Consider the following 14,751-nt stretch of genomic DNA (forward strand, 5'->3'; position numbering starts at 1 on the left):
CGTCCATCATACGCAGCGCACTCAGTTTTTGTTCGATCGAATGTCGACTTCTCGCCATAAAAAAACACTCCCCAATCAGATAAACAGATTTGTTATTTCATCTGTCTACCTATTGGGGAGCATATCAAACCGTTCAGCGGGTTTTCTTGACTTTCTGTCAGCGTCGGAACGCCCCTTCAACATCTTCCGTCGGAACGACGTTAATAAAGACGTGTGAATCGGCATCTTTACAGATACGGGTAATCTCACGCACTTCGTGGCGTTGGGCGACCATCATGAGCGTCGCTTTCTCGACTTTCGAGTACGTACCGATCGCTGGCATGAGCGTGATGCCGCGGAACACGTGTTGGTGCAACTCTTGCGTCACTTCGTCTGGATGATTCGTGACGATGAAGAGCGTCTGACGCTGTGTATTCGTGTAAATCTCATCGATGACTTTCGACGTCACGTACAAGAAGACGATCGTATACAGCGCCGTCGGCCATCCGAACAAAGCACCGGCCCAAAGCGCGATCATCATGTTCATGAGGAACAAGTAGACGCCGACCGAGTTGTTCGTGAACTTCGCTAGGATGAGGGCGACGATATCAAACCCTCCGGTCGAGGCACCGAACCGAATCGTGATGCCTGACCCGATGGCGAGCAATACCCCGCCGAAGACGGCGTTTAAGAGTGGATCGTCCGAGAGGAGCTGCGATTGCGGAAGCACGCGAATGAACAAGGTGACCGAGGCAACGCTGATCAACGTATGGATCATCATGTTCTTTCCGAGCATAAAATAACTGACGACTAAAAGCGGTACGTTCAAGATGAAGAACCAAATGCCTTCACCGAGCTCAAACGGCGTACCGGCAAATAAGGTCGTGAAAATTTGGGCCAAGCCCGTAAACCCAGTCGAGTAAACCCCCGCTGGGATTAAGAATAATGTCATCGATAATGCGACGAACACTCCCCCGATGATCGAAACGATCCCGATGCGCGCGTGTTCTTTAACGGATTCCGTCAAGTTCTGTCTCCCCTTTCAAAATTAGCTAAGCATCAAGATAACATACATTCAAAGCCATGCCTACAACAAAAATAATGGGATGTGCCCGCCTGTATCACAAAAAAGCAAGCCGGCCGAAGCCGACTTGCTGCCCTGATACGTTTGGTCACGCTTTCACTGTCTCGATCGTCACTGAATCATTCGCCGGAACCGTTACCGCGTTTCCGTACACACGAATCGTAACGTCCGTTCCATTTGTCTGTTTGATCGTCACTTGTTCACGCGTCGATGTGACCGTCAAGTGATGGCCGCGCCAGAGCACGTTGAACGAGTAACCGTCCCAATATTTCGGGATCATCGGGCTGAACGTGAGTTCGGTCTCGAGGGCGCGCATCCCAGCGAAGCCGTGGACGATCGCCATCCACGAACCGACCATCGATGTGATGTGAAGACCGTCTTCTGTATCGTTGTTGTAGTTATCAAGATCGAGTCGGGCTGAGCGTTGGTACAGCTCGACCGCTTTGTCTTCATAACCGACTTCAGCTGCCACGATCGAGTAGACACAAGGCGACAAGCTCGACTCATGCACCGTACGCGGCTCATAGAAGTCGAAGTTCGCACGTTTTTGTTCGAGCGTGAAGCGGTCGCTGAACGTGTACAGGCCTTGGAGCACGTCCGCCTGCTTGATAAAGTTCGAGCGGAGGATGCGGTCCCACGACCAATTTTGGTTAAGTGGCAAGTGTTTCGGATCGAGGTCTTTCACTAAGATCTGCTCTTTATCCATGAACCCGTCTTGCTGCATGAACACGTCCGGGACGAGGTCGTCTTTCGGATAGTACATCTTCGTTTGGATATCAGCCCACTTCGCGAGTTCCGCATCCGTCAAGTTGAGCGTTGCTGTCAACTCGTCGAGTCGTGCCGGTTCTGCTTCTTTCAAGTAGTTGTACACTTCTTGCGTGTACTCGAGCGTCCAAGCGGCGATCAAGTTCGTGTACCAATTGTTGTTGACGTTGTTGTCGTATTCGTTCGGACCTGTGACGCCTAGGATCATGTACACGTCTTTGTGTGGTACAAAGTTGACGCGGCTAGCCCAGTAACGCGAGATCTCGACCAATACTTCAAGTCCGTATTGACCTAGGTACGACTTGTCGCCCGTGAAGTTCGTGTAGTTGAAGATCGCATGGGCAATCGCACCGTTCCGGTGAATCTCTTCATGAGTGATCTCCCACTCGTTGTGGCACTCTTCCCCGTTCATCGTCACCATCGGATACAAGGCGCCCTTCATCCCGACGTTTTTGACCGAGTTCTCTTTCGCTTGCGGCAATTGATTATGACGATATTTGAGCAAGTTCCACGACACTTCCGGCTTCGTCGTCGCCAAGTAGAAGTGGAGGCAATACGCTTCCGTGTCCCAATACGTGGCGCCACCGTACTTCTCGCCCGTGAACCCTTTCGGTCCGATGTTGAGACGTGAGTCTTCGCCCGTATACGTTTGATACATGTTGAAGATGTTGAAACGGATGCCTTGTTGCGCTTCCGCGTCGCCGTCGATGCGGACGTCCGCGTTTTCCCAACGGGCGAGCCAAGCTTCCGTCTGTTCCGCCAAGAGCGTCTCGAACCCTTTCTCGAACGCGGCTTCAACGCGCTGCATGCCGACTCCTTGCAAATTGTCAATTTCATGATCACGGTTCGTGACGACCGATACGTACTTGTACGCCGTTGCCATCTCACCCGCTGCCGCTTTGACCGTGAAGCGGTTCGCGACGTAGAGGTCGGTCGCATCGAGCACTTCACAGCGTGCGTCTTCGACGTCGGCGATCATCGACGCCGTGACGTGCCAATCAAGTTTCTTCGTTTTTGTCGTGACGAAACCGAACCGTTCTTCGACGCCGTGTTCGACCGGCAACCAGAATTTCTCATCGTAGTTCGAGTCTTCGTTGACGACGTCCCCGTCTAGATAAGGAGTGAATTCGATTTTCGCTTCATAGTTCACCGGGGTGACGTTGTAGCGAATCGCCAAAATCTCTTTGTCGACGATCGAGAAGAAGCGAACGACTTCGACGTTCGTCTCCTCGGATCCGTTCACGAGCGTGAACGTCCGCGTGAGGACACCGCGCTGCATATCGAGTTCGCGTGTGAAGCCTTTGACTTCCCACTTCGCCAAGTCGACAGGCGTCCCGTTGATGGCGACACGCAGGCCGGCCACGTTCGTCGCGTTCAATACTTTGGCAAAGTATTCCGGATATCCATTTTTCCACCAACCGACACGCGTCTTGTCGGGATAGTAGACGCCCGCCACGTAAAATCCTTGGTGCGTATCGTTTGAATAATCTTCTTCAAAGTTCCCGCGCATCCCCATGTGCCCGTTACCGAGCGAGGTGATCGATTCTGCGAGACGGTTCTCGTTCGGGTGAAGCCCTTCTTCCGTTACTTTCCATTCGTCGACTGCAAACAATCGTTTCATCTGTCTGCCACTCCTTTTTCTCTACAAGGCTACTTGTCAGTAGACAACCGAATCGTGCAACCGCTTGTCTATGAAAGCGCTGTATTTTTAATCTCACCTCTCATTTTACACGACTACACCGAGAATGCAATCGTTTGCATAAAAGTTTTTCATTCTTTTTTTGTCACTTTTGGAACGAAAAAAACCTACCCTGCCTCATTGGGCCAGAGTAGGTACGTCTGTATCACACGTCTGAATCGCGACCGAAGGCGGCGTTCGCTTCATGACCTTCAAAGGCCTGGTTGTCGCCATCGTTGAATCCGGTATCGGGCTCATCGAGAATGAGGGCATACCCACCGTCCATAATGTCCCCGTACGCTTTGTTGACGTCATCATCGGCCAAACCGAGATCGAGGAGTGCCCGTTTCACTTCCTGCTCTCCTTCGGCGACGCCCGCGAACTTCTGCATCCAAGAAGCGTTCGCTTCCTCGACTTTCGCGTCAGTGTTCCGTTTGACGAGCGAGACGTTATCCTCGTCTCTCGCGACGACGTAAAGGTCTTTCTCGTCGTACCCGTCTTGGCTCAGTTGATCAATCTTTGAGACGAGTGCCGCCTCGTCTTTGTACGTATCAACAAATCGTTTGTTACTCATCATTTATCATCCTTTCTAGGTGTTGGATTGTCCTCGATCGTGATCTTGCCTTGTCCCACTTGCCTAATATCAATCTCTTCTTTACGGAGCGTCTCGGTGACCGTCTTCGTATCTTCATCCACTTGCTTGCGGACGATGATCTCTTCGACGACGACTGGACGCTTGACGATGAAGGCGCGCTCTTCGATGACTTGGATACGTAGTTGGTCCCCTTCGTCGATCGTCCGGATGCCAGGTTTGTCGAAGTCGTAGTCTTCAATCACATTTTCAGAACCAGCAAGGCGCTCTACATGTAGGTGTTCCCTCCGAACCGGTACTTCAATCGTCTGTTCAGTCTTGGTTACATGCTTGTCGATGACGAGTTCCCCCGTCTGCACCGTTTCTTTTTCAACCGCGAGTCGCTCCTCGTGGAGTTCAAGCGTCTGTTCTTCATGCTCCTTGGAAGAAGCGCGCGGCAATCGTTTAATGTCCGCCATCTCCTCGTTTTGATCCGCGTCGACGTAAAGGAACAACCGTCCTTGCTCGACTTCACCCACGAATCGTTCCTGCTGCTCGCGCGTCAACCGCATACTGCCGAGCCAGCGCTCGATTGGCCGTTCGCTTGACGTGACGAGAGACGCCACCGTATCCGGCTCATCCGCGACTAGTACGTATAGTTTTGAATGGCGTCGGATGGCGTCAGCCGTTTCAGTCCGTTTGACGAAGACGTACATGTCTTCTTCTTTATATCCTTCTTGCTTCAAATCGATCGTCCGCTTGAGCAACACCTCGGGTTGGTCAAATACTTCAGAGATGATGGCATGTTTCATAACATTCGTTCCTCCTGTAAGATGAATTGGCGAAAAAAAGGATGGTCCCTCAGAGAGAGCCATCCTTGTCGAGGTGCTTGGTCATCCAATTAGATCCGGTCGCGCTCATCACGGCGCTTATGGTCAGCGTCATGTTTTTGATGGCTGTTTTCGCCTTCGATATGGGCTTCTTCTTTACGAAGCGTCTCGCGTACCGTCTCTGTATCTTTCACTTTGTCTGTGCCGACGACAATCTCTTCGGCCACGACGTCTTTCTTCGTGACATCGACGCGTTCTTCTGTGACTGGCACACGAATCTCGTCGCGATCTGTCGTAGCATCGAACGAATGGCCCGTCGCTTCACGGTCCCCGTCGACTTGACGTCGTTCGACGTGCACTTCGTCATGCTCGACTTCGACATCGACCCGTTCTTCGTGCTCGACGACTTCTTTTTCGACTCGGACTTCACCGGTCTGAACGCGCTCTTTATTGATTTGGAGGCGCTCTTCGTGAAGCTCAAGCTTTTGCTCGTCCGTCAAGTCGGTACGGTTGCGAATGTCCTCGTCCATGTCATGGTGACGGTCCGCTCCGACTCCCGCGCCCGTTGCGCCAAGTCCGGCACCTGTCGTCCCGAGGTCATGATCACGCGACGTCATGTTTCCAGCCTCGTTCCCTTCAGAACCATAGCCCGCTGACGTGCGACCGCCTTCGAACGTGTCGTTGCGACCGTTGTCCAAGACGCCGTCGTCTGTATCTAATAACAAGACGAAGCCGCCTTTTTCGATATCTTGATGGTGGCGTGCCGTCTCCTCTTCTGAGAAGCCGAGTTTATCAAACGTATGGCGCACTTCATCGCCGCCGTCTGCGACTCCGAAGAAGCGATCGAGCCACGATGCTTTCGTTTCTTTTACTTCTGCATCCGTTTCGCCGCGAACCATCGAAAGGTTCGATTTATCTTTTACAACAACGTACAGGTCGTCCTCGCGGTGTCCCGCCGCGCGAAGTTCATCAATTTTCGAGACAAGCTCTGCTTCTTGATAGTAAGTCCCTACGTAACGTTTGTTATCCATGATTGTATCTCCCTTTCAAATTCTATATTTTTTTGGTTATTGGCCGGACTGCTCTGTCGTGATTTGCTATTTTGCCGGTAGTATAAGTGTTCCCTCGTCCTGTTTTTTCAACCATTTCTTTCACAACTGTAATCTGTTTGTAACGCCAGGACTTTTGTCGGATTGAACGTTCTTTCTTTGTATGCGTTAGAATCCGCACAAAAAACCTTCCGCACGAAAACGGAAGGTTTCAACTCATTCAGCCGCATGGCTATTCTTTTTTTGACCACACGACTGGCGGACGACTAAATAGTGCGGGACGATGACACGTTTCCCGTACGGTGGTGCACTATCGCCGATTTGTTCGATCAGGCAGTTCGTCGCCTCGAAACCGAGACCGAAGATGTTGATTTCGACTGAAGTGAGCGGCGGATTCGAATGCTCAGCGATATAGACGTTGTTGAAACTGACGACAGCGACGTCTTCAGGGATTTTCAGACCCATCTCACTGAGCGTGCTGATGACACCGAGCGCCATCATATCATCACTGACGACGACAGCCGTCGGTGGCTCATCGACATGAAGCAGTTCCCGGACCGCTTTGGCGCCACCTTTCGTCATGAACTCGGCACGGGCGATGTAGTCTTCCCGTACCGGGATCCCGGCTTCCATAAGCGCCGTCGCGTACCCGTTGCGACGGTCTTGCGTGACAGCCAATTTATCCGATCCGCCAATGAAGGCGATGCGGCGGTGACCGAGGTTGTACAAGTGCTTCGTCACTTCACGACCAGCTAAGTAGTTGTCCGTATCGACGTACGTGATTGACGAGGCGTCCCCGAACGGCTTCCCGACGACGACGAACGGGAACTTCGTCTGCCGCAAATATTGGACGACTTTATCGTCTTCGCGTGAGTACAAGACGATGACACCGTCGACCCGGCGACCTTGGACCATCTCGATGACACCCGACAGCACTTCTTCTTCGGTCACACCGGTCGTCATATACAACGAATAACCGTTTTGATGGGCTTTCGTACTGATTCCGCGCAACACTTCCGGGAAGAACGGATTTTGGAGTATTTTCGTCGCCGCGCTCGGCATGACAAGACCAATCGATTGTGTCGAGCGGTTGGCGAGACTTCTTGCATGGATGTTCGGATGGTACCCGAGTTCTTCCATCGAACTACGAACACGTTCTTTCGTTTTCTGGCTAATTCGCGGACTGTTGGCGATGACGCGTGACACTGTCGACGGTGCGACGTTGGCGTGTTTGGCGACATCTTTGATCGTGATTTGCATGGTGCTCCCCCTTGCTTCCGTTAATTCATTGTTCCCTGCGACAGGGTATTCAGTTCGCGCCGCGGCGTCGCTTCCACATGACCAGACCCGTCAAGAACAGCGGGATCGTGACGACGAGCAGACCAAGCGTCCACATGTTCACTTCCGATTCCTCGACGACATAGGCGTTGGCGCTCTCGCCAGCGAGCTTGATGGTGAACGTGCCACGTTTTTCCGTGACAAGTTGTGAGAACAAGAGACCGCGGAGCCGTTGATCTTCACCGACTTCGCTTACCTCGAATTCAATCTCTGTATCCTCATCGTTCATATTAATAGCGTACAAGGCGACCTCATCGCCGTCGCGACGCTCGAACACGGCCATGCCGTCTTTCGAGGCAATCATCCGTTGCTCTCCAGTGGCGAAGACGGGATAGTCTTCCCGCATCCGGTTCATCGTCGCGACGTACTCATGTAACTCTTCATTCCCTGGGAAATCCGTCATCACCCGGTTGGCCGGATCGGCCCCACCGGTTTGCGCGTTTTCTGTCCCTTGGAATAAAATCGGCATACCAGGCGACGCATAGAGCGCGAACAGCGCTAGGCGAAGTCGCCGCTCTGCCGACTCGGCTCCCCCGAGTCCAGCGACGTGCATGAACCGCTCGACATCATGGTTGTCCAGGAACGTCGCCATTTGGTTCGGATCGTTGAAAAACGTCTCGGCGTAGCTTGCCGCCACGTCGATTTCGTCGACGTTGGCGTGCTTTTGCGTCATCGTCTTCGAGACGCGATCATAGAACGTAAAGTTTGTGACACTGTTAAATCCTAAATTGTCGTACTCGGCGACGTATTGTGGATTCGGGTCGAACACTTCGGCCAACAAGTAAAAGTCAGGGTCGACCGCCCGCACCGCTTCGACGAAGTCTTCCCAAAACGGCTTATCGACGTGGCGGACCGTATCGAGACGATAGCCATCGATGCCGGTCTCTTCAATCCAATAAGTAGCGGCGTCGATCAAATAGTCTTTCACTTCAGGGTCTTCCGTTTTAAAGTCCGGCAAGTCGAACAACCAGTGCGTCTCGACTTGCTCTTGGTCTTGCCAGAGCACGATCGGCAACTCGTCATGGAACCAGTCCGGTCGTTCCTCGACCCACGGATGTTTCGGACCGACATGGTTGACGACGAAGTCAAGAATGACTTTCATATCGCGCTTATGCGCCTCATCGACGAGTTCTTGCAAATCTTCTTTCGTCCCGAACTGGGGATCGATGTCATAAAAATCTTTGATCCAGTAGCCGTGGTAACCGTCCGGCATGTTCTGAAACACAGGCGTCAACCAAATCGACGTAAATCCGAGCGATTCGATGTAGTCGAGTTTTTCGATCACACCTCGAATGTCGCCTCCGTGAAACGCTTTTGGATCATCCTTGTCGACTTGGTCGTTGTTGTCAGGATTCCCGTCAACGAACCGGTCGACCATAATAAAGTACATGCGTTCTTGTTCCCATGTTGCTGCTTCTTTCGCTCCGACGATTGTAGGAAACAAAAGAAGCGACAGGAGAACGAGCACGACGCCTCGCCTCATATCGCTTCCCCCTTTTTGAGTATTAACCTTTCGTACCACCCGCAGTGAGACCGGAGACGAAGTAACGTTGGAATATGAAGAACAAGAGGACGATCGGGAGGGCCGAAAGGACGGCGCCTGCCGCGAACAACGTGAAGTTGTTGTCGAATTGTCGCGAGATCATATTGTAAAGTCCAACCGCTAGCGTCTGCTTCTCAGGTGTACGCAGGACGAGCGATGCCAAGATGAAGTCGTTGAACGGGCCCATAAAGTTGAACAAGGCGATCGTTGCGACAATTGGCTTCGCGAGCGGCAAAATGATTTGCCAGAAGATACGAAGGTGACCGGCACCATCCATCCGAGCAGCCTCATCGAGCTCTTTCGGAATCGTATCGAAGTAACCTTTCGCCAGGTACGTGTTCATCGGAATCGCCCCACCGGCGTACAGCAGAATCAGCGCTGTATGCGTATCAAGAAGGCCGAGCATGTTGAGTAACACAAAAATCGCGATGATGGCAACGAATTGCGGGACCATCTGCAAGACGAGGAACAAGATGAGCGAGTTCTTCCGTCCGACGAAACGGTAACGCGAGAACACATAACCAGTAATCGTTACTAAGATGACGGCGAGCGCCATCGTGATGAACGCGATCTTCAACGTATTCACATACCATAAACTATAATCCGAAATTGTTAGGTCAAACAAGTTTTTGTAGTGAATGAGCGTCGGGTTTGACGGAATGATCGTCGACGTGATCGTACGACCCGGGTTAAATGATGTTCCCATTACCCACAGCATCGGATAGAGAATAATGATCGACGCAAGCGTCAAGATGACATAAGAGAACGCCAAATTGATTCGTTTTTGTTTTTTCATATCAGATCATATCCTCGTCTTTGAAAGATTTTGTCCGACGGAACTGGATGACGGCTAGAGTCATGATGAAGAATGACAAGATGAGCGTGATCGCAGCCGCAAGTCCGTATTGCGGGTTGGCCCCGAGCGACAATTTGTAAATCCATGAAATCAAGATGTCGGTACCACCGGCAGTTTGTCCTGGAACAGCCGGCCCACCACCGTTGAAGAGATAGATGATGTTAAAGTTGTTAAAGTTGAACGTGAACTGCGTGATGAGAATCGGTGCTGTTGCGAACAAGAGCATCGGCAATGTGATCAGACGGAACTTATCAAAGATGTTCGCGCCGTCAATCGTCGCAGCTTCATACAAGTCACCCGGGATCGACTGCAAGACACCGGTCATGAGCGTCATGATGAACGGGAAACCGAGCCACCATTGAATCAAGATGAGCGCACTACGTGTCGCTGTCGGGTCGGTCATCCAGTTAATCGGATCGAGACCAAAGGCCGGCAGGATTGTCGTATTGAACACACCGAACGACTCATTGAACATCGAGCGGAAAATCAAGATCGTGATGAACGCTGGTACGGCCCATGACAAGATCAAGATTGAACGGAACAAGCGACGGAACCGAAGTCCTTCTTGGTTCAACAGAACGGCAAGGAAAATCCCGATCGCGATGACACCGACCGTTGAAGCGACCGTCCAGACGAGCGTCCAACCGAGAACGCCGACGAACGTGTCGCGCCAAATGTCGATTTCAAAGATGCGCGTAAAGTTTTCGAACCCGATCCACTCGACGAGTTTTGCCGGTGGCGCGTTGTTGTAACGATAGTTCGTGAATGCGATCAAGAACGTAAAGATCAGCGGCAACACGACTGTGAAGACGAGCAAGATGAGCGACGGGATCAACATCAAGTATGGGAATCCATGGTCACGCAAGTTGCGAAGTTGCACTTGGAACGTTGGCACGTTTAGGTGCTGATCACGAATGCGACCGACTCGGTAAGCGTCACGAATGTTCCAAATGTAGAACGCGATACCGAAGAACAGTAAAATTATTGCGACAATACCTTCTACCATCAAGAAGATGGAGTGGTCGTTACGAGGTCCCGCTACTTCGCCAAGCGTGATCAATCCCCAAAGGCCACCACGGTCACCAGGTCCGGCGCCCGCCCCTTTGAAAAACAGATCGTAGTTTACTGCAAAATAAGACATGATGACGATAAAGAACGCGATCGCCTTCGCACGTTGGTTGTTATAGAACTGCCCCACTCCCGGAATGATCGAGAGTAATGCGGCGTTCCGAGCATGGTTGGTCGGTTTGTCCGGTCGTTGTTCCGGTGTTTTTGGGTTCGGAATTGAAGCCATCCTCAATTTCTCCTTTCAATTTGAGCAAATCAATCGAGCAAGCGTTTGCTCAATTTCAGAAAATGAGGGGGAACGCCATGTGGCGTACCCCGTCATTTCACATCCTTATTGGTTGTTTGCTTGGATTTGTTGCTCGATGACTTTAACAGCCTCGTCAGCTGATTTTTGTGCATCTTGCTTGCCAGTCGCTACGAGCTGAAGCGCTTGTGCCATTGGCTCCCAAACTTGTCCCATTTCAGGAATGTTCGGCATTGGGATTGCATTTGTCGCTTGATCGAATACCGCTTTCGCAACTTCGTTCGATGTGATTGTCTCATTCGACTCGAGTGCTGCTACCGGTGGGATTTCGTTGTATGCTTCAAACATTTTCAATGCGTTCTCTTCGTTTGTAAGTTCTGCGAGGAACATTTCAGCCCACTCTTGGTTCTCAGTGTACGCAGAGAGTGCATATGTTTTCACACCCATGAACGTCTTGATTGGCTCACCGTTCGGAAGTGTTGGCATTGCCGCCGCTCCGAGGTTGACGCCAGCATCTTGGTAACCAGCAACAGCCCAAGGTCCGTTCATAACTGTGTGTGCTTTCTTCTCAGTGAAGAGTTGGTCCATCGCTTGGCCGCCAGACTCGCCGACCAATCCTTTAGGGAAGAGGCCTTCTTGGTACCATTTGCCGATGTAGTCGAATCCTTTGACTGCGCCTTCGTTGTTCAAGCCGATGTCGGTTGGGTCGAGCGCGCCGCCGTCTTCTTTGAAGACGTAACCGCCGAAGCCTGCAATTACACCGTGAGCGAAGTAGAAGTTATCCCAAAGACCGAGGAAGCCGTACTCGCCTTTGTCTTTAAGATCTGTAGACAACTTGTAAAGGTCGTCCATTGAAGCAGGAGCTTCTGAAACCAAATCCTTGTTGTACATGAGGACTGGTGTTTCAACTGATTTAGGATAGCCGTAAGCTTGTCCGTCGAACATGACAGCCGATTTCGAAGCATCTGTGAACGCTTCGAGCGCGCCTTCGTCAGCGAGCGGTGCCAAGTGACCTTGGTCAGCGATCGTGCCGATTTGGTCGTGCGGTACGAGAACGATATCTGGACCTTTACCAGCCGGGCCGTCAAGCGCCAACTTGTCTTTTTGGTCCGTCATTTGAACTTCGACGACTTCTACTGCGACGCCGTGTTCTTCTTCAAACGCTTTCGCAACTTCTTTCGTCGTTTCCGACTTTTCAATATCTTCCCAAATTACGATTTTTTCTGGCTTGTTCTCGCTAGTAGAACCGCCTTCGTTAGTAGAACCGTTATCCGTACCGCCGCCACATGCAGCAAGTGCACCGAAAGCTAATACTGCCGTTGAAAGTCCTGCTACCATTTTTTTCATCTTCATGATGAAAAACCTCCCCAAGGAAATTAGTATGGTCAGATTTGCGCACACGTACTGAACGACTGATTTTAATCAACTCCGCTACGAAATCAGCCGCTCAGTGAAAACGTTTGCATCCTCACCTCAATTTTTATTATACAGTTGTGTAAGCGTTTTACAAGACTTTTTTTTACGATTTTTTCTTGTAGGTATCCCATTTATCTCTTTTTCAACGTTTCTACGTTCAATTGTTCAATAATTGTTATGAACAGTGATTGACAAAATGTAAACGCTTTATTACCCTTTGCTTGAGCAAACGTTTTCGCAACTGTCATTTCTTTTCGGAACAGACAGTGTAAAATGGTTACAACCCCAATCGAGAAAGGAACGATTTCACTTGATCAAAGAAGCTATTTATCATCGCGCCATGTCCCCTTTCGTTTATAAATACGACCGGGAAACGATCCATATTCGGTTTCATACGAAAAGAAATGATATCCAATCTGTTGACTTAATTTGGAACGACCCATACGACTGGCATTCAGAAGACCCGGCGATGTGGAACTTTGACCCGGACAAGCCGAGCTACTGGCGCACGTTCGAGACACCAATGGAACAAATCGGCCACGACGACCAGTACGACTACTGGTTCATCGCGATCAAGCCGCCGTTCCGTCGCCTCCGTTACGGGTTCCGGCTCCATGACGGCAATGAGACGGCCGTCTATACGGAAAAAGGCTGGTTCGAAGATAAACCGCTCGACGATACGGGTTATTACTTCTGTGTCCCGTTCATCAACCCGATCGACATCTTCCACGCCCCGTCATGGGTCAAGGACACGGTCTGGTATCAAATCTTCCCTGACCGGTTCGCGAACGGAGACGCGTCACTCGATCCTGAAGGGACGCTCGCCTGGAACAGCACTGAGCCAACGATCACAAACTTCTTCGGTGGCGACTTCCAAGGCATCATCGATCATATGGACCACATCGTCGAACTCGGGATCACCGGCATTTACTTCTGCCCGATCTTCAAAGCGACGACGAACCATAAATACGACACGCTCGATTATATGGAAATCGACCCGCAGTTCGGGACGAAAGAGCAGTTCAAACAATTGGTCGACTTGCTTCATGAGAACGGGATCAAAGTCATGCTCGATGCGGTGTTCAATCACGTCGGCTACAACCATCCTTGGTTCTTAGACGTCGTCGAAAACGGGCCGCATTCCGAGTATCGCGACTGGTTCTATCTCCGCGACTTCCCGATCGAGACGGCACCGAAGCCGAACTACGATACGTTCGCTTTCGAGAAGAACATGCCGAAGATCAACACCGAACACCCGGCGTTGAAAGCTTATCTATTAGATGTGGCCCGTTATTGGGTCGAAGAGTTCGGCATCGATGGTTGGCGCTTAGACGTCGCGAACGAGGTCGACCACGCGTTCTGGCGTGACTTCCGTCGCACTGTAAAAGAAGCGAACCCCGAAGCGTACATCCTCGGTGAGATTTGGCACGATGCCCAACCGTGGCTTCAAGGCGACCAGTTCGATGCGGTCATGAACTATCCGTTCACGAACGCGAGCTTAAACTACTTCGCGCTCGATCGGACGACGGCGTCACAGTTCCGGGACGAGTTGACGCGTGTCGAGATGATGAACACGATGAACGTGAACGAAGTGACGTTCAACTTGATCGACTCTCATGACACCCCACGGGCCCTCACTCGGGCAAAAGGGCATAAAGGGAAGTTCAAACTCCTCATGACTTCGATGCTCACGTATACGGGTAGCCCATGTATTTACTATGGTGATGAGATCGGGCTCGAAGGCGAGCAAGATCCGGGCTGCCGCCGCTGCATGCCGTGGGACGAGGCCGAGGAAGACCGTAACTTGTTCCGCTTCGTCCAGAAGTTGATCCAGCTCCGCAAAGATCATCCGGTGCTCGCGAACGGAGGATCGTACCGGTTCAACCTCGTCGACGATGAAGACAACGCCCTCATCGTCGAACGGAGCTCGAAAGACGAGACGTATTTGATCTACTTCAATAACTCAGATACGTTGTCTACGCTCAACCCGCTCTGGCATACAGGTGGTGCCCACGATTTACTGAACGACCGGGACGTAGACTCACTTGAACTTGAACTCGCACCGTATAGCGTTTCCATTTTGAAACTGAAATGACGACGTTTGACCACCCATTTGCGAGGGCACTGAAAAACTTCAAATGATTTTAAGCAGATGAGCGTCGTCCCGGATGGGATGACGCTCATCTGCTTTCATTGCCCTTCGAGCCGCCCTGTCCGGCACGCCGCTTTCCTGGGGGCGGTCAGCGAGCCGCATCGCGACGATGTCGCTGCTGGGTCTCGCCTTGCCCGCTGTTCCCCCGGGAGTCGGCGTGCCCTCGGGGCGACGCTGT

At 51.5% G+C, this 14,751-nt stretch carries 11 protein-coding genes; 1 reads left to right on the forward strand and 10 read right to left on the reverse strand.

Features of this window, described 5'->3' with window-relative positions; translation table 11 throughout:
• Positions 1-157 precede the first annotated feature (157 nt).
• The 10 genes from EVJ32_RS15560 to EVJ32_RS15605 form a co-directional block, all read right to left on the reverse strand.
• Positions 158-1,006 (reverse strand): YitT family protein, encoded by an 849-nt coding sequence (locus EVJ32_RS15560; protein WP_131459078.1) that lies wholly within the window; start codon positions 1,004-1,006, stop codon positions 158-160.
• A 145-nt stretch (positions 1,007-1,151) separates the two neighbouring features.
• Complete coding sequence (locus EVJ32_RS15565) at positions 1,152-3,449, reverse strand: glycoside hydrolase family 65 protein (RefSeq protein WP_131459079.1); 2,298 nt, start codon at positions 3,447-3,449, stop codon at positions 1,152-1,154.
• 223 nt (positions 3,450-3,672) lie between these two features.
• On the reverse strand, positions 3,673-4,080 hold the full coding sequence (locus tag EVJ32_RS15570; RefSeq protein WP_236636039.1) for a general stress protein: 408 nt from the start codon (positions 4,078-4,080) through the stop codon (positions 3,673-3,675).
• Positions 4,080-4,889: a YsnF/AvaK domain-containing protein gene (locus tag EVJ32_RS15575; protein ID WP_161568807.1), complete on the reverse strand. Its 810-nt coding sequence runs from the start codon at positions 4,887-4,889 to the stop codon at positions 4,080-4,082. The genes EVJ32_RS15570 and EVJ32_RS15575 overlap by 1 nt, the downstream gene beginning before the upstream one ends.
• Before the next feature lie 89 nt (positions 4,890-4,978).
• Complete coding sequence (locus EVJ32_RS15580; protein ID WP_131459082.1) at positions 4,979-5,938, reverse strand: DUF2382 domain-containing protein; 960 nt, start codon at positions 5,936-5,938, stop codon at positions 4,979-4,981.
• A 234-nt stretch (positions 5,939-6,172) separates the two neighbouring features.
• The gene (locus EVJ32_RS15585) at positions 6,173-7,216 is read right to left on the reverse strand and encodes a LacI family DNA-binding transcriptional regulator (protein WP_070327828.1); all 1,044 of its coding nucleotides are present in this window, start codon (positions 7,214-7,216) and stop codon (positions 6,173-6,175) included.
• Positions 7,217-7,265: 49 nt separating this feature from the next.
• Complete coding sequence (locus EVJ32_RS15590; RefSeq protein ID WP_131459083.1) at positions 7,266-8,777, reverse strand: alpha-amylase family glycosyl hydrolase; 1,512 nt, start codon at positions 8,775-8,777, stop codon at positions 7,266-7,268.
• 22 nt (positions 8,778-8,799) lie between these two features.
• Positions 8,800-9,633 carry a sugar ABC transporter permease gene (locus EVJ32_RS15595; protein ID WP_070327830.1) on the reverse strand — a complete coding sequence of 278 codons (834 nt, stop codon included), beginning with the start codon at positions 9,631-9,633 and terminating at the stop codon, positions 8,800-8,802.
• Position 9,634: 1 nt separating this feature from the next.
• Complete coding sequence (locus EVJ32_RS15600; protein WP_131459084.1) at positions 9,635-10,987, reverse strand: carbohydrate ABC transporter permease; 1,353 nt, start codon at positions 10,985-10,987, stop codon at positions 9,635-9,637.
• A 105-nt stretch (positions 10,988-11,092) separates the two neighbouring features.
• Complete coding sequence (locus EVJ32_RS15605) at positions 11,093-12,358, reverse strand: extracellular solute-binding protein (RefSeq protein WP_131459085.1); 1,266 nt, start codon at positions 12,356-12,358, stop codon at positions 11,093-11,095.
• 373 nt (positions 12,359-12,731) lie between these two features.
• On the opposite strand from EVJ32_RS15605, the gene EVJ32_RS15610 reads away from it, so the two are divergent.
• The gene (locus EVJ32_RS15610; protein WP_131459086.1) at positions 12,732-14,516 is read left to right on the forward strand and encodes a glycoside hydrolase family 13 protein; all 1,785 of its coding nucleotides are present in this window, start codon (positions 12,732-12,734) and stop codon (positions 14,514-14,516) included.
• Positions 14,517-14,751: the final 235 nt, after the last annotated feature.

This window comes from Exiguobacterium sp. SH5S4, from assembly GCF_004337045.1.
In the GTDB taxonomy this organism is placed as follows: domain Bacteria; phylum Bacillota; class Bacilli; order Exiguobacteriales; family Exiguobacteriaceae; genus Exiguobacterium; species Exiguobacterium aurantiacum_A.